Source organism: Nocardia sp. XZ_19_231, assembly GCF_015355705.1.
GTDB classification, from domain to species: Bacteria; Actinomycetota; Actinomycetes; order Mycobacteriales; family Mycobacteriaceae; genus Nocardia; species Nocardia salmonicida.
Map to the genome: position 1 here is coordinate 218,336 of NZ_JACUZI010000001.1, position 18,497 is coordinate 236,832.

An 18,497-nucleotide genomic window follows, 5' to 3' on the forward strand; every position below is an offset into this window, starting at 1 on the left:
ACCTAGACTGCTCGTATGAGCGCACCCACGGTCGAGTTGATGGATTACGCCGATGTCATCTCCCGGTACGAGCCGGTGCTCGGCATGGAGGTCCACGTCGAGTTGTCCACGGCGACCAAGATGTTCTGCGGTTGCCCCACCGAGTTCGGCGCCGAACCCAATACCCAGGTGTGCCCGGTGTGCCTCGGCCTGCCCGGCTCGCTGCCCGTGGTGAACGAGAAGGCCATCGAATCGGCTATCCGCATCGGGCTCGCGCTGAACTGTTCGATCACCCCGTGGGGCCGGTTCGCGCGCAAGAACTATTTCTACCCCGACCAGCCGAAGAACTACCAGATCAGCCAGTACGACGAGCCGATCGCCACCGAGGGCTACCTCGACGTGACCCTCGACGACGGGTCCATCTTCCGCGTCGAGATCGAGCGCGCGCACATGGAGGAAGACACCGGCAAGTCCCTGCACGTCGGCGGTGCGACCGGTCGTATCCACGGCGCCAGCCACTCGCTGCTCGACTTCAACCGCGCGGGTGTGCCGCTGATCGAGATCGTCACCAAGACGATCACCGGTGCCGGTGAGCGCGCCCCCGAGGTGGCTCGCGCCTACGTCACCGCGCTGCGCGAGGTGCTGCGTTCGCTCAACGTCTCCGATGTGAAGATGGAGCAGGGTTCGCTGCGCTGCGACGCCAACGTGTCGCTGATGCCGATCGGCGCCAAGGAATTCGGCACCCGCACCGAAACCAAGAACGTGAACTCGCTCAAGAGCGTCGAGGTCGCGGTGCGCTACGAGATGCGCCGCCAGGCCGCCGTGCTCACCGCGGGCGGCGAGATCATCCAGGAGACTCGCCACTTCCAGGAAGCCGACGGTTCCACCGCCGCCGGTCGCCGCAAGGAGACCGCCGAGGACTACCGCTACTTCCCCGAGCCCGACCTCGAGCCCGTCGCCCCGGCGGCCGAGTGGGTCGAGGAACTGCGCTCCACCATCCCCGAGTACCCGTGGCTGGTGCGCGCCCGCATCCAGGCCGACTGGGGCCTGTCCGACGAGGTCATGCGCGACCTCGTCAACGCCGGCGCCCTCGACCTCATCATCGCCACCGTCGAGGCGGGCGCACCCGCCAACGAGGCCCGCTCCTGGTGGGTCGCCTACCTGACCGAGAAGGCCAAGGAACGCGATATCGCCCTCGCCGACCTGCCCATCACCCCCGCCCAGGTCGCCGCGGTGATCACGCTGGTGGAGGCCAAGACCGTCAACAACAAGGTCGCCAAGCAGGTCGTCGACTTCGTCCTCGCCGGTGAAGGCGAACCCGCCGCCATCGTCGAAGCCAAGGGCCTCGGCATGGTCAGCGACGACTCGGCCCTGCAGGCCGAGGTCGAGAAGGCCCTCGCCGCGAACCCCGACATCGCCGAGAAGATCCGCTCGGGCAAGGTCGCCGCCGCGGGCAAGATCGTCGGCGACGTCATGAAGGCCACCCGTGGCCAGGCCGACGCCGCCCGAGTCCGCGACCTGGTCATCGCGGCCTGTACTTAGCCCGCGTCTTCAGGCCGGACCTAGGCGCCACTTCACTTCCGTCGGCGACCGGCGGAAGTGAAGTGAACCGGTTCGCACATACCCGGTGAGTTACCCATGTACGTGCGATACCTGCGCTTCTAGTCCGGGCCGCCTGCTCCACCCTGCGGCGGCGGGATGCGCACGACGCGGTCGTCGAATTCGCCTGGCTCGCCGTCGGTTTTGTTGGTGGTGGTGACCCAGATGCTGCCGTCGGCGCTGGCGGTGGCGCCGAGGAGCTTGCCGTACTTGTCCTGGGCGATCAGGGTGGGGGCGGTGGTGACGGCGAAGGTGGTGGGGTCGGCGGCGACGGCGGCCAGGGCCTTGGCCTCGTTCAGTGCGATGCCCACACCGTCGCCGGTGGCCGTGCAGCCGCCGACGCCGGGGTGGTCGGGCCAGGTCCAGGAAACGCTGAGAGTGCCGTCGGCGCCCAGATGTTGGAGGCGGTCCTCGGCGGCGGTGCGGTCGGTGACCCACATGCCGTCTTTGCCGTCGCGGCAGATGTCACCGGCCGAGCCGATTCCCGACGCCACCACCTGCGGTTTGTTCGCACCCGCCGACGGCGAGTCCAAGCGGAGCAGTTTGCCGCCGAGCGAGCCGGGATCGGCTGCGGCGCCGGGGTTTCCGGCGTCGCCGGTGAGGATCATCAGCTGCGTCGGCGTCGACCATTCCAGTGCGCCGCGATTTCCGCTGGCGCCCTTGGGAATTCCGGTGAGGATCGGCTTGGCCGCCCCGCCCTTGGACAGTCGGACGACCCGATTGTCGCTACCGGTGGTGATGTAGGCGTACATCAGCCCGTCCTCACCGAAGGTGGGGGAGAGCACGATATCGGAGATGCCGCCGTCGGTCGACCCGTCGACGGGCACGCTGGCGATCTCCACCGGCGTCTCCTGCGGTGTGCTCGCGTCGACCGGCTTCACCTGCAGGATCCGCCCGGTCTTGCGCTCCGCGACGAAGGCGCCCTCGCCCACCGTGATCAGCCCGGCGCCCGATTCCATGCAGGTCGCGATGACGTTGGGATCGGGATCGATACACGGTCCGGTCGGACGCGGCGGCTGCGAGGGCTCGTCTTGCGGCTTCTTCGGCTCCGCGCCGGACCCACCCAGCTGCGGTTCGGTGGTGAACGGACTCGAGGCCGACTCGTCGAAACGGGCGCACCCGGCTAGCAAAACGGTGCTGAGTGCCACCCCGACTGCCACGCGGCCCGCGATTCCCGAACTCATACGTCAGACGTTACCGGCACCGGTGCGGGCCTGACGCCCCCGTTGCGTCCGAATACATCTGTCAGACATTACCGGCACCGGTGCGGGCCTGACGCCCCCGTTGCGTCCGAATACATCTGTCAGCCGTTACCGGCACCGGTGCGGGTCCGACGCGCCCGTTGCGTCCGATTACATCTGTCAGCCGTCCCCGGCACAGGGCGAGCCGGGGACGGCCGAACTCATCGGTCCGGACGCCACCGGCAGTCGAGCGGGGCTGACACGCCCGTTGCCGGGAAGGGCGGCGCACTGCGACGGCACGTCATAAGGTGAGTCGGTGACCGATGACAAGTCGAATGACACTCCGAAGTCCGAAGGTTCGGCACCGGCCGGGCAGGGCGCGTCGGCGGCGGGTCGCCCGGTGACCAGCCCGTTCGACTCACCGACGACACAGATGCGCAAGCCGGATCCGAAGGACGTTCCACGCACCGACGAGGACCTCGGTCTCGACCCCGGTGACGAGGTTCCCGGTGCGAGCACCGCCAAAACCGGCCGCAGTGGCGACGACGACAACGGGTACGCGACGATTCCGCCCGCGTCCGCGGCCTCGGCGGCCACCGTCCGCTTGCAGCGCCGCAACCGCGAGGCCCGTCGCGGCACCCTGGATCTCGGCCTGTTCGTGCTGCGCCTGGTGGTCGGCTACACCTTCATCTACCACGGCCTACAGAAGCTGACCGGCTGGTTCCACGGCCCCGGCCTCGACGGCACCGAAACCATGATGGAAAGCGGCGGCTGGGACTACCCGTCACTGTCGACCGCGCTGGTGATCGCCGGTGAACTCGGCGGCGGCATCCTGCTGGTGATCGGTCTGGCCACCCCGCTCGCCGCGGGCGCCGTCCTGGCCACGATCTTGAACGCGTGGATGTGGAAGCAAGGGATGGTCCCCGGCTTCCAGTACAACGCGGGCACCCCCACCGGCGTCGAACTCGACTCCGTCCTGGCCGGTTCCGCCCTGGCGATCATCCTCACCGGCCCCGGCCGCTGGTCCTTCGACCGCACCCGAGGCTGGGCCACCCGCCCCTCCTACGGTTCCTTCGTAGTGGTCCTACTCGCCATCGCCGCCGCCATCCTCACCTTCTGGTTCCTCCACGGCGGCAATCCTTTGAAGGGAATCGGTCCCTTTAGCTGAGCAGCGGCGGCGCGGGTTCGGCCAGATGTGCGATGGCGTGTACGTCGGCCGGGGAGGCCTCGCCTCGCCTGGGGGATCGTCGCGACCAAGGGCTCGGCTCGGGCGACCACCTACTCTTGTCCCACTGGCTGAACACCCAGAGGTGGGATTTTTACGACACGATCGTCGAATTCGCCTGGTGTGTCACCGGTCTTGTTGGTGGTGGTGACCCAAATGCTGCCGTCGGAGCTGGGTGCCGCGCCGAGCAGTTTGCCGTACATGTTCTGCGCGATCCTGGAGGGCGCGACGGTGACGGCAGAGGTTGTCGGGTCGGCTGTGGCGAAGGCTAGAGCTTTCCCCTCGGCTAACGCGATCGCGACGCCATCGCGGGTAGCGGCACATCCACCGACACCGGGCTGATCGGCCCACCTCCACGCGACGCTCAGATCTCCGTCCGCGCCGAGATGTTGCAGACGGTCCTCGGTGGCGGTGCGGTCGGTGACCCACATGCCTTTCTTGCCGTCGCGGCAGATATCACCCGCGGCACCGAGCCCGGACCCCACCACCGTGGGGGTATTGGTTCCTGGCGACGGGTTGTCCAAACGAAGGATCTTCCCGCTGAGCGAGCCGGGATCGTTTGCCGCACTGGTATTTCCAGCATCACCGGTCAGTACCATGAGCGCGGTCGGCGATGCCCATTCGATCGCACCGCGATTCCCGTCGGCACCCTTGGGGATTCCCGTCAGAATCGGTTTCACGGTGCCCGCCTCGGAGATTCGTACGACTCGGTTGTCGCTCGGCGTCGTCACATACGCGTAGATCAGCCCGTCCTCCCGGAAAGTCGGGGACAACGCGATATCGGACAGGCCGCCGTCGCCCGTCGCATCGACTTGAATGGCGGCGATCTCAACCGGCGGCAACTGCGGCACGCTCGGGTCAACCAGGGTGACCTGCATAATGCGCCCGGTCCGCCGCTCCGCGACCAACGCGTAGCCGCCCAAGCTGACCAGCCCGGCACTCGAGTCGAGACACGTCGCAACGACATTTGGATCCGGATCGATACACGGACCTTTCGGCCGCAGCGCCCACGACGGTGGCGGCCCCTGCGGTTCGGTGATACCCCCGCGAAACGACGGTTCGGCAGTGAACGGAGTCGACGCCGACTCGTCGAATCGTGCGCATCCGGCTAACAGAACGCTGCCAAGTGCCAAGCCGACCACGCGGCCCGCGATTCCCGAACTCATGGCACAGACGTTAACGGGAGGACAGTACGGATGACCCGCTCGATGCGGGTGGGGCAACACCGGCCCTTTTAGCTGAGCTGCGGCTGCGGCGGGGCCGGTTCGGTCAGGTGGGCGGTCATCGTGGCTTGTAGCTCGGTCACGAAGTCCTCGAACCGCCGCAGTTCCTCGGGGGAGTAGTTGCCCATGACCGTGTCGACCTTTGTGCCGAGCGGACCGAAGAACTCGTCGGCGAGGGTGTGAATGCGCGGGGTGCTGCGCAAGGTGATGACGCGACGGTCGTCGTGCTCTCTGCTGCGCACGATGTGACCGGCTTGTTCGAGCCGGTTCAGCAGCGCGGTGGTCGCGCTGTTGGACAACGAGATCCGTTCGCTGAGTCGCGCCGGTGAGAGCGTGCTCCCGCGTTCCTCCGCGGTGAGGATCTCGATCAGCGCCTCGGCGTCGGTGGAGTGCAACCCGAGCCAGGTCGCGAACCGGCGGGTGAACTCCCGGTAGTTCGCGCCGTAGGCACGCAGGCCTTCGTCGAGCCGTTCGTGCTGGGCTCGAGCGTCCGTCTGGCTCATAGGTTCCTTTCGCATCGTTTGACATCCTATTGCTTCGAATATACTTTGACCATGGAAATATTCCACCATGGAACTAGGAGTGTGCGATGAGTCAAGAGTCGTCCATCCGCCGATGGCTCGGCTTGATCGCCATCGCCCTCGGCGTGGCGCTGATCGTGGTCGACACCACGATCGTGAACGTGATCATCCCGTCGATCATCAGTGACCTGGATACGGGTTCCACCGAGGCGCAATGGATTCAGGAGTCCTACGCGATCGTCTTCGCGGCCCTGCTGTTGGTGGTCGGCCGAATCGCCGACATGGTAGGGGCGCGCCGGGTGTTCGTCGCCGGTGTCGTGGTGTTCGGCGCGACCAGCATCCTGGCCGGGCTCGCCCCCGACGGGGGACTGCTCGTCATCGCCCGATTCCTGCAGGGTGCGGGCGCGGCGATGATCCTGCCGACCTCCCTGGCCCTGCTCAACGCCAACTTCACCGGCAAAGCCCGTGGTCAAGCCTTTGCCGTGTGGGGTTCCACGATCGGTGCGGCGGCCGCGCTCGGTCCGCTGCTCGGAGGCTGGCTGGCCGAACATGTGTCGTGGCGCTGGGCGTTCGGCATCAATGTGCCGCTGGCCGTGCTGATCGTGGTCGGTGTGCTGGCGTGCATCGCGCCGTCGCCGAAGGTCGCGGGCCGACTCGATGTGCTCGGGTCGATCCTGTCGGTGCTCGGTCTCGGGCTGCTCGCCTTCGGGCTGGTCGAGGGACGCACCTACGGCTGGATCACCACCATTCATCCGTTGGGCATTGCCGGATTCACCTGGGGGAGTGGGCCTTCGCCGGTCTTGGTCGCGCTCGTACTGAGCGTGCTCGCGTTGGGCGGTTTCGTCGTCAGGCAGGTGCTGTTGCGCCGCGGCGGCAATGCCGACAAGGCGCTGATGGACCTGAGCCTGTTCTCCCTCGCCTCGTTCCGCAACGGCAATATCGCCACCCTGATCATCGGTCTCGGCGAGTTCGGCATCGTCGCGGTGCTGCCGCTGTGGTTGCAGTTCACCCTCGGTTACAGCGCCCTGCAGGCCGGTCTCGCCCTGGTGCCGATCGCCATCGGCAGCTTCATCGCCAGCGGCGCCAGCTTCGGGTTGGCGGGTAAGGCATCGCCGCTGAACATGGTCCGCCTCGGTCTCGGACTCGAGGTCGTCGGTCTGGCGGCGCTCGGCTTCTTCGCCGCCACCGACAGCTCATGGTGGTCGATCGCGGTGGTCCTGTGCGTGTACGGCATCGGCGTCGGTTTCGCCACCGCGCAGGTGACCAACGTCGTCCTGGCCGACATCCCCGAAGCCGACAACGGCCAGGCGTCCGGCATCCAGAGCGCGTTCCGCCAACTGGGTTCCGCCCTCGGCATCGCCCTGCTCACCACCATCTTCTTCACCACACTGAGCTCGAATGTCGATGACGACCTCACCGCCGCAGGCACGCCACCGGCCCAAGCCCAGCAATACGCCCACGCCATCACCGGCAGCGCGGGCGCGGCGATCGAAGGTTTCGCCGCCCAACCGGATACACAAGAGGTAGCCACCGCCGGCCGATCCGCCATGACCGCCGGCGTCAACCTCGGCGCCTACCTGGCCGCGGGCTTCGTCCTGCTCGGCCTCGTGGCCACTGCGTTGATCCCCTCCAAAACCGGCCGCAACGACGAGTCGTCAACGTCGACAACACAACCCGCCCTCGTCTGATCCCGATACGGCGAAGACACGAACGGCGTCCCTCGAATTCGAGGGACGCCGTTCGTCTTTCGATGATTCCTACGGCACGTGCCGGACCGCGCCCTTGTCGGCGGAGGTGGCGAGCGCCGCGTAGGCGCGCAGGGCGGTGGTGACCGTGCGCTCGCGGTTCAGCGGCTGCCACGGGCGCTCCGAGGCTTCCATCTTCGCGCGGCGTTCGGCCAGGACCTCGTCGGAGACAAGGACTTCCAGCGCGCGGGTGTGCACATCGATGCGGATGCGGTCACCGTTCTCGACCAGGCCGATCACGCCACCGGACGCGGCCTCGGGCGACACGTGCCCGATCGACAGACCCGAGGTGCCACCGGAGAAGCGTCCGTCGGTGATCAGCGCGCAGACCTTGCCGAGGCCGAGGCCCTTGAGGAACGACGTCGGATGCAGCATCTCCTGCATGCCCGGACCGCCCGCGGGGCCTTCGTAGCGGACGACGACCACGTCACCGGGCTGGATCTTCTTGCCCAGGATCATCGACACCGCCTCCTCCTGCGACTCGACCACCACGGCCGGGCCTTCGAAGGTGAACAGGTCTTCGTCGATGCCGGCGGTCTTGAGGATCGCGCCGTCGGGGGCGATATTGCCGCGCAGCACGCACAGCCCGCCCTCGACGGTGTAGGCGTTCTCGATGTCACGGATGCAGCCGCCCGCGGCATCGGTGTCGAGCGAGGACCAGCGGTTGCTGGTGGAGAACGGTTCCACCGTGCGCACGCCACCGGGGGCGGCGTGGAAGAGCTCGACGGCTTCCTCGGAGGCCTTGCCCGAGCGCACATCCCAGGTGTCGAGGTACTCCTCGAACGAGGTGGTGTGCACGGTGGTGACGTCGGTTTCCAGCAGCCCGCCACGACGCAGCTCACCGAGGATGGCGGGGATGCCACCGGCGCGGTGCACGTCTTCCATGTGGTAATCGGAGTTCGGCGACACCTTCGCCAGGCACGGCACCCGGCGGCTGATCTCGTCGATGCTCTGCAGATCGAAGTCGATCTCGCCCTCCTGCGCGGCGGCGAGAGTGTGCAGCACGGTGTTGGTCGAGCCGCCCATGGCGACGTCGAGGGCCATCGCGTTGCGGAAGGCCTTGGCGTTGGCCACGTTGCGCGGCAGCACCGAGGCGTCGTCGTCCTGGTACCAGCGCTTGGCGATATCGACGATGACCGTGCCCGCCCGCTCGAACAGCGCACGACGCGCCGAGTGGGTGGCCAGGGTGGAACCGTTGCCGGGCAACGCGAGTCCGAGTGCCTCGGTCAGGCAGTTCATCGAGTTCGCGGTGAACATGCCCGAACACGAACCACAGGTCGGGCACGCGGCCTGTTCGACCTCGCTGAGCCCTTCTTCCGACACCACCTGGCTCGCGCTCGCGGAGATCGCGGTGATCAGGTCGGTCGGCGCCTGCGCGACACCGTCGACGACCACGGCCTTACCGGCCTCCATCGGCCCACCGGAGACGAACACGGCGGGGATGTTGAGGCGCATCGCGGCATTGAGCATGCCGGGAGTGATCTTGTCGCAGTTGGAGATACACACCAGCGCGTCAGCGGTGTGGGCGTTGGCCATGTACTCGACGGAGTCGGCGATGATCTCGCGCGAGGGCAGCGAGTAGAGCATGCCGCCGTGACCCATGGCGATGCCGTCGTCGACGGCGATGGTGTGGAACTCGCGCGGCACGCCACCGGCGGCGCGGACGGCTTCGGCGACGATGTCGCCCATGTTCTTCAGGTGCACGTGACCCGGAACGAACTGCGTGTACGAGTTCGCGATCGCGATGATCGGCTTGCCGAAGTCGGAGTCGGTCATGCCGGTCGCGCGCCAGAGCGAGCGCGCGCCCGCGGCATTGCGGCCGATGGTGGTGGTGCGTGAACGAAGCGGTGGCATTGAAGTCCTCGTAAATGTCGCTGGGTGCGTGGCAAGCGTGCGAGCAGGGGGCTGACCTGCGCGGCACGCGCGTACGCGGTGCGTCCGGCAACCCGCAACGTTACTCCGGCGGGCGATGGTCGCGTCGCGCCGGTGGTAGGTCCGCGGGGGATGGAACCGGGGCTCGAGGCGGGAGTGTCGCTCCGTAGGGTGTCGCCGCGGTGGTGCCGTCGGCGCGGGGTTGCCCGGTCGCCGTCAGCTTACCGCTACAACGGTCGACGCCGTCGAGCTGATTCCCGCAGTGCCCACGGTCACTGTTCGGACTTCGGCTCCGCTTCCGATTCGGCCTTCGCTTCGGCCTCGGCCTTCGCGTCGGATTCCGCCTTCGCCGTAGCCCGCTCGGCGGCAAGGCGTTCGGCCTCGGCCGCCTCGGCGGCGGCGAACACATCGGGCAGCCGACCCCCGGACGCCTCGATCAGCTCACGCAGCCGGTCGTACCCGACCGCGGGCAACTTCACCTCGGAGTCGTCGTCGAGCCGAGCTCGCACGTATCCGCGCTTGGGAATGCTGATCCCCTTGACCCGCGGCCAGTCGAGGTGCTTCTTCTTCCCGATCACCGAGCTCAGATCCAGCCCGGCCTCGGACACGGTCGTATGCGTGCGCGTCACCCACAACACCGCGAGCACCGGGAACAGCAGCAACCACCACAGGCCGGCCGGCCACCCGACGAACGCGAAGAACACGCAGAGCGCCAGCACCAGCACGCCGATATAGGCCAATCGGGGAACGCCGATCACGTGCACACCGGGGGTGGGCGTGTTCGCCTTGCGCGGCACCAGCAGCCAGACGATCACCGCGACTGGCACGATCAACCCGACCCGCACCCCCAGCGACCAGTCCTGCACGGTCCCGACGACGACGAAGATCAGGTACGCCAGTACCACTGCCCCGATCGCCGCGAGCCGCCCCGGGCCGGCCGCGCGCAGGCCGCCGGGTCGCGACGGGCGACCCGTATCGGTTCCCTCGTCGGTGGTGTGGGACGATTTAGCCGGTGGCACGGACTGATGCGGTGATGACACCCACCTATCCTCGCATCTTGGTACACGGACCCACGCAACCACTCGAGTCCCACAGAATGGGACCGGAGCGGAAAGCCTGTTTGACTCGACGCAGTACGCGCGCCTAACGTCGTACGTGTGATTCGAAACGAGCTCGTAATCGGCCGGCGCGTCCAGCGTCGAGCCTGACTGTCTAGTCAATACGTCAGCTCGCGTTTGCGACGCGCCACCCTCGAACAGCCATGTGCTGGGCGGGGGCTTTTTTGTGTTCGGGCGAATGCCAGCGGCCCTTCCGGGCCAGTCCGAGTCAGAACGAGACAGTGAGGAACCAAGACGGTGAGTGCACCAACCGCACGACCCGGGCCATCGGCCCGCAGGTCAGCGCCTTCAGCTACCCCCGGTAGTCCGGCGACCAACCCCACCCGTCGTCAGGTCGCGCCCGAGCGCGTCACCGGCGCGCAGTCGGTGGTCCGGTCGCTCGAAGAGCTCGACGTCGACACGGTATTCGGCATTCCCGGCGGCGCGGTCCTTCCTGTCTACGACCCGCTGTTCGACTCGAAGAAGGTCCGTCACGTCCTGGTGCGCCACGAGCAGGGCGCCGGTCACGCGGCGACCGGTTACGCGCAGGCCTCGGGCAAGGTCGGTGTGTGTATGGCCACATCCGGCCCCGGCGCCACCAACCTGGTGACCCCGCTGGCGGATGCCCAGATGGACTCGGTCCCGATCGTGGCCATCACCGGCCAGGTGCCGTCGAGCCTGGTCGGCACCGACGCGTTCCAGGAAGCCGATATCTCCGGCATCACCATGCCGATCACCAAGCACAACTTCCTCGTCAAGGACGCAGCCGACATCCCGCGCACCCTGGCCGAGGCGTTCTACCTCGCCGCCTCCGGTCGCCCCGGCGCCGTCCTGGTCGATATCACCAAGGACGCCCTGCAGGCCCAGACCACGTTCTCGTGGCCGCCGGAGATGCGTCTGCCCGGCTACCGCCCGGTCACCAAGCCGCACGGCAAGCAGGTGCGCGAGGCCGCCAGGATGATCCTGGAGTCCAAGCAGCCCGTGCTCTACGTCGGTGGCGGTGTCATCAAGTCCGACGCCTCGGCCGAACTGCTCGAGCTGGCCGAACTCACCGGCATCCCGGTGGTCACCACCCTGATGGCGCGGGGCGCGTTCCCCGACAGCCACACCCTCAACATGGGCATGCCCGGCATGCACGGCACCGTCGGCGCGGTGGCCGCGCTGCAGAAGTCCGATCTGCTGATCACCCTCGGCGCTCGTTTCGACGACCGCGTCACCGGTCAGCTGGACTCCTTCGCCCCCGACGCGAAGATCATCCACGCCGACATCGACCCGGCCGAGATCGGCAAGAATCGCCACGCCGACGTCCCGATCGTCGGCGACGCGCGTGAGGTCATCGTCGAGCTGATCGAGACCCTCAAGGCCGATCCGCAGACCGGTGCCGCGCCGCTGCTGAACCTCACCGAATGGTGGGCCTACCTCAGCGGCATCCGCGAGAACTACCCGCTCGGCTGGAAGACCCCCAGCGATGGCTCGGTCTCGCCGGAGTACGTCATCGAGACCCTCGGTCGCCTCGCGGGCCCCGAGGCCGTCTACTGCGCCGGCGTCGGCCAGCACCAGATGTGGGCCGCGCAGTTCATCAAGTACGAGAACCCGCGCACCTGGCTCAACTCGGGCGGTCTCGGCACCATGGGTTACGCGGTTCCCGCGGCCATGGGCGCCAAGATGGGCGCGCCGGAGAAAGAGGTCTGGGCGGTCGACGGTGACGGCTGCTTCCAGATGACCAACCAGGAACTGGCCACCTGTGCGATCGAGGGCGTGCCGATCAAGGTCGCCCTGATCAACAACGGCAACCTGGGCATGGTCCGCCAGTGGCAGACCCTGTTCTACGAAAAGCGCTACTCCAACACCGATCTCGGCACGCATTCCCTGCGCATCCCCGACTTCGTGAAGCTGGCCGAGGCGCTGGGCTGCGTCGGCATCCGGGTGGAGAAGGAGTCCGAGGTCGAGGACGCGATCCGTCAGGCACAGGCCATCACCGACCGCCCGGTCGTGATCGACTTCATCGTCGGCAAGGACGCCCAGGTCTGGCCGATGGTCGCCTCGGGCACCAGTAACGACGAGATCATGTTCGCCCGCGGTATCCGTCCGCTCTTCGACGAGGACGAGTCGGTTTCCGAACCTGCCGTCATCCACGAGGCGATGGAACGCGAGCAGGCCGCATTCGAGAAGGGCGACGACGAATGAGCGAGCGCAGCGAGCTCCACATGGACACAGCCACGATGGTGATCGTGCCGACGCCGAGCGCTAGCGAGGTGGCGGCATGAGCACCACCCACACCCTGAGCGTCCTTGTCGAGGACAAGCCGGGCGTGCTGGCGCGAGTCGCGAGCCTGTTCTCGCGCCGTGGCTTCAACATCGAATCCCTTGCCGTCGGTGGCACCGAGATCCCCGAGATCTCGCGCATGACGATCGTCGTCACCGTCGACGATCTGCCGCTCGAGCAGGTCACCAAGCAGCTCAACAAGCTGATCAACGTCATCAAGATCGTGGAGCAGGACGCCGATGCCTCGGTGGCCCGCGAACTGATCCTGGTGAAGGTGCGGGCCGACGCGTCGGTGCGCACGCAGGTGATCGAGGCCGTGCAGTTGTTCCGCGCCAAGGTGATCGACGTCTCGCCCGACGCGCTGACCATCGAGGCCACCGGCACCCGTTCCAAGCTCGACGCGCTGCTGCGCATGGTCGAGCCCTATGGCATCCGCGAGATCGTGCAGTCCGGTGTCGTGGCTGTCGGCCGCGGCCCCAAGTCGATCACCGCGACCCGCTGAATCTCTTTCAGCAACCTCCGCGATAACTTTTCCTAACCGCATTCGAGAAGGGACCAACCAAAGTGGCAGTCGAGATGTTCTACGACGACGACGCTGACCTGTCGATCATCCAGGGCCGCAAGGTCGCCGTGATCGGTTACGGCAGCCAGGGCCACGCGCACTCGCTGAGCCTGCGCGACTCCGGCGTCGACGTCCGCGTCGGCCTGGCCGAGGGTTCGAAGTCTCGCCCGAAGGCCGAAGAGGCCGGTCTGACCGTCGGCACCCCCGCCGAGGTCTCCGCGTGGGCCGACGTGATCATGGTGCTCGCGCCCGACACCGCTCAGGCGTCGATCTTCACCAACGACATCGAGCCCAACCTGAAGGACGGCGACGCGCTGTTCTTCGGCCACGGCCTCAACATCCACTTCGGTCTCGTCAAGGCTCCGGCCGGCGTCACCGTCGCGATGGTCGCCCCCAAGGGCCCCGGCCACCTGGTGCGTCGTCAGTTCGTCGACGGCAAGGGCGTTCCGGCTCTGATCGCTGTCGATCAGGACCCGACCGGCGAGGGCCAGGCCCTGGCGCTGTCCTACGCCAAGGGCATCGGCGGCACCCGCGCCGGCGTCATCAAGACCACCTTCAAGGAAGAGACCGAGACCGACCTCTTCGGTGAGCAGGCCGTGCTCTGCGGTGGCACCGAGGAACTGGTCAAGATCGGTTTCGAGGTCATGGTCGAGGCGGGCTACGCCCCCGAGATGGCCTACTTCGAGGTCCTGCACGAGCTCAAGCTGATCGTCGACCTGATGTACGAGGGCGGCATCGCCCGCATGAACTACTCGGTCTCCGACACCGCCGAGTTCGGTGGCTACCTGTCGGGCCCGCGCGTCATCGACGCCGGCACCAAGGAGCGCATGAAGGCGATTCTGACCGACATCCAGGACGGCACCTTCGTCAAGCGTCTCGTCGCCAACGTCGAAGGCGGCAACAAGGAGCTCGAGGGTCTGCGCAAGGAGAACGCCGAGCACCCCATCGAGGTCACCGGCGCCAAGCTGCGCGGCCTGATGAGCTGGGTCGACCGCCCGATCACCGAAACCGCGTAAGGTTTCACCGCGTCTCGAAAGGCCCGTTCGCCACGTGCGAGCGGGCCTTTCGGCATGCTGACGTAACCTGGTGGCGTGACGGAACCAACACCGGCCCAACGATTTCGGCTCGAGCCGACCGGAGTGGGTGTGTCATTCGCGTCACGGACCTGAACCCGGTGCCTTCGGCTGACCTCGGTGGCGGCGATCTCGCGATTCCGTTCGAGCTGCCCAATGGCGATGTCGGCTTCGTCTGGGGCGACTCGTTCTCCGGGGACGGCCCGTACGGCCCACCGATGGGTGGCATCGGGAACTGGCGTTCCCCCATCATCACTCGCACGTCCCAGCGAGACCCCGCCGAGCCGATCGTCATGGCCACCTCGCCGGGCACCGACGGCCGCCAGCTGTGGGACTACCAGCACGACAACGCCGAATACTCCACCGTCCTGCCGTGTGACGCGATGACCATCGACGGCCGGATCTACCTGTGGGTCATGTACACCCAGGGCCTTGGCAACGAGAAGTGGTGCGAGATATGGACTTCCGACGACAGTGGCGTCACCTGGGCCCGCCGCGGTGCGAAGTTCTGGTGCGGCGCCTTCGCCGGCAAGCGGGTGATGATCTCCTGGGCCAAGGACCCGCGCAGCGACTGGGTGCACATCATCTCCACCGGCGGCCTGGCCAGGAACAAGGACATGCTGCTGTGGCGCGCGCCGGTCGAAGACCTGTCCGATCCACACGCCTGGCAGGGCTGGGGCTGGGATGGCGACAACTGGGCCTGGAACCGTGAGCCCACGCCGATCCTGCCCGGTTGGCAATTCGGCGAGATCTGCCTGCGCTATGTCGAGAACAGGGCCGTGATCTCCGGATTCGACGCGGGGGACTACTCGATCTTCGTCAAGGTCGGCGACCGGATCGACAACACGAACTGGATCACGACCCACACACACCGGCCGATAACCGGGATGCCGCGCGGTGTCGACACGGTTCCGCGCCTGTACGGCGGCTACATACACCCCTACAGCAGGCTCGAGGACGGCAAGTTCACCCTCATCGTCTCCGAGTGGGCGCAGAACGGGAATCCCTATCGGGCGACCCAGTTCACCTGCACCGGGATTCGCCGGAAGGTGCTGGTCCCGGTACCCGACCCCGAACCGACGCCCGAGCCTCGGCCGACTCCACCACCGGACCCGCATCTGACCTGGTGGCAGGAGCTCGTCCGCCGAGTCGACGAGTGGCGCAGGCGGCTCGGTCCGTAGCGCCACCCCCTTGCTGTCGACGGTCGATAGCTGGGCGGTGGCGCACTCTGTCACCGCATGGTTATCCACTGGTCCTTGCCGTAATGGCCCGGTAGCGCGAGACTTGCTCGATGACGACGGTTGAGGATTTCGATCGGCAGGCGGCGGAGGTCGGCAAAGCGGCGCGGAAGCGGGTTTCTCGTTCCGCGTTGGGGGAGTGGAAGCCGGAACCGGGTCGGGAGGACCCGGTGGCGATTCTGCTGAAACAGAACGAGAGCCGGGTGCCGTCGCTGGTGCCGATCCGGATGGCGCGAATGGCGGTGTCGCCGTTCACCTTTCTGCGGGGTGCCGCGGCGGTCCTGGCCAGTGACCTGGGGAGCGGTCCGGATACGGGGCTCATCACACAACTGTGCGGCGACGCGCATCTGTCGAACTTCGGGCTCTTCGGCACTCCCGAGCGCAATCTCGTGTTCGATGTGAACGACTTCGACGAGACGCTGCCCGGCCCGTTCGAGTGGGACGTCAAACGCCTGGTCGCCAGTGTCGCGGTCGCGGCGCTCAACAACGGCTGTTCCGATGAGGACGCGGCATCGGCGGCGGAGGCGACTGCCCGCGGCTATCGCGTGGGCATCGAGGCGATGACAGAGCAGGACAGTCTGGAGATCTGGTACGACCGGGTCGATTCAGACAAGGTCCTCGAGCTGGTCCAGAAGAAGAAGGGCCGCAAGCTGGCCGAGAAGACGATCGCCTCGGCCAAGAAGCGCACCAGTCTGCAAGCACTGGACAAACTCACCGAAACCGACGCCGACGGCATTCCGCGGATCAAGAATCAGCCGCCGCTGCTGGTGCCCATCACCTCCCCCGACGCGGCGACCGTGAAGGCGCTGTTCGCCGAATACCGGCGCACGCTGCCCGACCACATGCGCGTGCTGCTCAACCGCTACGCCTTCGTCGAGGCCGCCGTGAAGGTCGTCGGGGTCGGCAGCGTCGGCACCCGATGCTTCATCGCGCTGCTGATGGACAAGGAGTCCGGCGCTCCGCTGTTCCTGCAGCTGAAGGAGGCCGACACCTCGGTGCTGGCGCCGTATCAGAAGGCGAGCCGATACAAGCATCAGGGACATCGCGTCGTCGCCGGTCAGCGCTTGATGCAGGCGTCGAGCGACATCTTCCTCGGCTGGGCCACCGGCCCCGAAGGCGTGCATCACTACTGGCGTCAGTTCCGCGACATGAAGGGTTCTGTCGATATCGAGAATCTGACCCACCGGCAACTGTCCAACTACGGCGCTGTCTGCGGCGGCGTGCTGGCCCGCGCCCACTGCCGCTCCGGCGATCCGCTGGCCATCGACGCCTATATCGGCGGCAGCGAGAAGTTCGACACGGCACTGAGCGATTTCGCGATGTCGTATGCGGATCAGACGATGGCCGACTATCGACTGCTGATGGCCGCGATCAAGGACGGTCAGGTGGAAGTCGCCGACAACCCGTACTGATCGGCCTCTTTCGGAGCCGACTGATACAGCGCGATGCCGATCGCGAACAACCACAGCATGGTGAGCCCGCCGACGGTCGCCGTGGTGCCCCACCCGTTGGCCGCATAGAAGTCGGCCGGTGTGTTCCCGAAGAACAGCGACGGCACGAACGCGAAGTTCACCGCCGCGAGCGCCCAGCTGGTCACGATGCACCAGCGGGGCAGTAGCCGTGCGGCGGCGATGGCGAAGGCCACGAGGAACAATCCTTCCAGCAGTCGCGAGACGGTCCCGTACAGGATGTAGGTACCGGTGACGGTGATGGTGGGGTCGATCGGTTCGGGCGCCGCGATCACCGCACCGACCTCGAGGCCGGTCGACACGAGAACGACGGTGAGCCAGGCGGTTCCGGCCGCGGCGGCCAGCGACCCGAACCATGCCCGTTCCGGGTCACGGTGTCGCACCACAGCGGCGAGCCCGCTCATGAACACCACGAACAGCGTGACACCGATCAGTCCGAGCAGGCATCGGGTGAGCACATTCGCGTCCGGCGGTGCCCCCGAGTACACGAAGTACAGCGGTAGTTCGATCAGCGTGCAGCCGGCTCCAGCGAAGGCAGCTGCTCCGGTGATGCGCTGAATCTGGTTGATGTCCACAGTTGTTCGCCCCTCGCCGCCGAGCGATTCTGCTCGGCTCCGAATTAGTATAAGACTTAAACTATAACCCCTATGTTAAGTTGGGGGAACCCCGAACGAATGAGGAGAACGTGACCAGCAAGCAGCCCGGTCCGGCCCGACCGCGCGTCGGCCGTCCGGCCGAACTGGACGCGGATCGCATCGTCGCGACGGCCATCACGCTCGCCGATCGCGAAGGTCTGCGCGCCGCTTCGCTGACGAAAGTGGCTGCCGCACTGGATGTCACACCGATGTCGCTCTACCGCCACATCGGCTCGAAAGACGGCCTCACCGACTTGATGGCCGACACTGCCTTCGGCCCGCCTCCCGTCATCGGTGCGGCCTGGCGCCCCGCCCTGCGTGAGTGGGCGACCGGTCAGCGAGCAGTGTTCGCCCGTCACCCGTGGCTGACCCAGATCCCCATCACGGGCCCGCCCCGCGGTATCAACGCCCTCGCGTGGATGAATGCCGGCCTCGCCGCCTTGCGTGAGACCCAGCTGGATTGGGGTGCCAAGATCGGTGCGATCACCGTGATCGGCGGCTACGTCCGTCAGGCGTTCGTCACCGACCGTCACATGGCCGAGCAGCGTGGCGCCGAACAGCGCAGCGAGGCTCAATCCCTCGACGTGTACCAGCGCGATGTGTCGACCCTCGACCTGTCCCGGTTGCCTGAGATCGCCGCCCTCTTCGCGGATCAGGCCTTCGCCGAGCTCCCTCCGGACGAAGAGTCGGCGGCGGGCGATTTCGCCTTCGGTCTCGACCTCATCCTGGACGGCGTCGCCGCCGCGGTCGTCACGGCCGAAAAGCCGCGGTCGTAGTCACCGGGACTCGCGTCGCCGCCGGGTGGGCGGCAGT

General features: G+C 67.1%; 15 protein-coding genes. 9 read left to right on the forward strand and 6 right to left on the reverse strand.

Annotation, left to right across the window (positions count from 1 at the left end):
• The first annotated feature begins 15 nt into the window (after positions 1 to 15).
• The gene (gene gatB, locus IBJ82_RS00935) at positions 16 to 1,521 is read left to right on the forward strand and encodes an Asp-tRNA(Asn)/Glu-tRNA(Gln) amidotransferase subunit GatB (RefSeq protein ID WP_194824078.1); all 1,506 of its coding nucleotides are present in this window, start codon (positions 16 to 18) and stop codon (positions 1,519 to 1,521) included.
• A gap of 119 nt (positions 1,522 to 1,640) precedes the next feature.
• On the opposite strand, the gene IBJ82_RS00940 is transcribed toward gatB, so the two are convergent.
• Positions 1,641 to 2,762, reverse strand: a complete 1,122-nt coding sequence (locus IBJ82_RS00940) for a PQQ-dependent sugar dehydrogenase (protein ID WP_194824079.1) — start codon at positions 2,760 to 2,762, stop codon at positions 1,641 to 1,643.
• Between the two features lie 313 nt (positions 2,763 to 3,075).
• On the opposite strand from IBJ82_RS00940, the gene IBJ82_RS00945 reads away from it, so the two are divergent.
• Positions 3,076 to 3,927, forward strand: coding sequence for a DoxX family protein (locus IBJ82_RS00945; protein WP_194824080.1), 852 nt, complete (start codon positions 3,076 to 3,078; stop codon positions 3,925 to 3,927).
• Between the two features lie 110 nt (positions 3,928 to 4,037).
• On the opposite strand, the gene IBJ82_RS00950 is transcribed toward IBJ82_RS00945, so the two are convergent.
• Complete coding sequence (locus IBJ82_RS00950) at positions 4,038 to 5,150, reverse strand: sorbosone dehydrogenase family protein (protein ID WP_194824081.1); 1,113 nt, start codon at positions 5,148 to 5,150, stop codon at positions 4,038 to 4,040.
• Positions 5,151 to 5,218: 68 nt separating this feature from the next.
• Entirely contained in the window at positions 5,219 to 5,710 is a 492-nt protein-coding gene (locus tag IBJ82_RS00955; protein WP_194824082.1) for a MarR family winged helix-turn-helix transcriptional regulator, read from the reverse strand.
• 86 nt (positions 5,711 to 5,796) lie between these two features.
• On the opposite strand from IBJ82_RS00955, the gene IBJ82_RS00960 reads away from it, so the two are divergent.
• Positions 5,797 to 7,416: a DHA2 family efflux MFS transporter permease subunit gene (locus tag IBJ82_RS00960; protein ID WP_194824083.1), complete on the forward strand. Its 1,620-nt coding sequence runs from the start codon at positions 5,797 to 5,799 to the stop codon at positions 7,414 to 7,416.
• A gap of 69 nt (positions 7,417 to 7,485) precedes the next feature.
• Here the strand turns inward: IBJ82_RS00960 and ilvD are convergent, their stop codons facing one another.
• Both ilvD and IBJ82_RS00970 read right to left on the reverse strand, forming a co-directional pair.
• On the reverse strand, positions 7,486 to 9,327 hold the full coding sequence (ilvD, locus tag IBJ82_RS00965; RefSeq protein WP_194824084.1) for a dihydroxy-acid dehydratase: 1,842 nt from the start codon (positions 9,325 to 9,327) through the stop codon (positions 7,486 to 7,488).
• A gap of 290 nt (positions 9,328 to 9,617) precedes the next feature.
• Positions 9,618 to 10,385 carry a PH domain-containing protein gene (locus tag IBJ82_RS00970; RefSeq protein WP_370585090.1) on the reverse strand — a complete coding sequence of 256 codons (768 nt, stop codon included), beginning with the start codon at positions 10,383 to 10,385 and terminating at the stop codon, positions 9,618 to 9,620.
• A gap of 315 nt (positions 10,386 to 10,700) precedes the next feature.
• Here IBJ82_RS00970 and IBJ82_RS00975 point away from each other — a divergent pair, with 315 nt between their 5' ends.
• The 5 genes from IBJ82_RS00975 (at position 10,701) to IBJ82_RS00995 (ending at position 16,992) form a co-directional block, all read left to right on the forward strand.
• Entirely contained in the window at positions 10,701 to 12,629 is a 1,929-nt protein-coding gene (locus IBJ82_RS00975) for an acetolactate synthase large subunit (RefSeq protein WP_194824085.1), read from the forward strand.
• Positions 12,630 to 12,705: 76 nt separating this feature from the next.
• On the forward strand, positions 12,706 to 13,209 hold the full coding sequence (ilvN, locus tag IBJ82_RS00980; RefSeq protein ID WP_019048314.1) for an acetolactate synthase small subunit: 504 nt from the start codon (positions 12,706 to 12,708) through the stop codon (positions 13,207 to 13,209).
• Between the two features lie 74 nt (positions 13,210 to 13,283).
• Positions 13,284 to 14,285, forward strand: coding sequence for a ketol-acid reductoisomerase (gene ilvC / locus IBJ82_RS00985; RefSeq protein ID WP_174551969.1), 1,002 nt, complete (start codon positions 13,284 to 13,286; stop codon positions 14,283 to 14,285).
• Positions 14,286 to 14,443: 158 nt separating this feature from the next.
• Entirely contained in the window at positions 14,444 to 15,523 is a 1,080-nt protein-coding gene (locus IBJ82_RS00990) for a DUF4185 domain-containing protein (RefSeq protein ID WP_194824086.1), read from the forward strand.
• A gap of 110 nt (positions 15,524 to 15,633) precedes the next feature.
• Positions 15,634 to 16,992: a DUF2252 domain-containing protein gene (locus tag IBJ82_RS00995; protein ID WP_194824087.1), complete on the forward strand. Its 1,359-nt coding sequence runs from the start codon at positions 15,634 to 15,636 to the stop codon at positions 16,990 to 16,992.
• On the opposite strand, the gene IBJ82_RS01000 is transcribed toward IBJ82_RS00995, so the two are convergent.
• The gene (locus IBJ82_RS01000; RefSeq protein WP_228536381.1) at positions 16,962 to 17,624 is read right to left on the reverse strand and encodes a hypothetical protein; all 663 of its coding nucleotides are present in this window, start codon (positions 17,622 to 17,624) and stop codon (positions 16,962 to 16,964) included. The genes IBJ82_RS00995 and IBJ82_RS01000 overlap by 31 nt on opposite strands.
• A gap of 110 nt (positions 17,625 to 17,734) precedes the next feature.
• Between IBJ82_RS01000 and IBJ82_RS01005 the strand changes: the two genes are divergently transcribed.
• Positions 17,735 to 18,460 carry a TetR/AcrR family transcriptional regulator gene (locus tag IBJ82_RS01005; RefSeq protein WP_194824088.1) on the forward strand — a complete coding sequence of 242 codons (726 nt, stop codon included), beginning with the start codon at positions 17,735 to 17,737 and terminating at the stop codon, positions 18,458 to 18,460.
• Positions 18,461 to 18,497 lie beyond the last annotated feature (37 nt).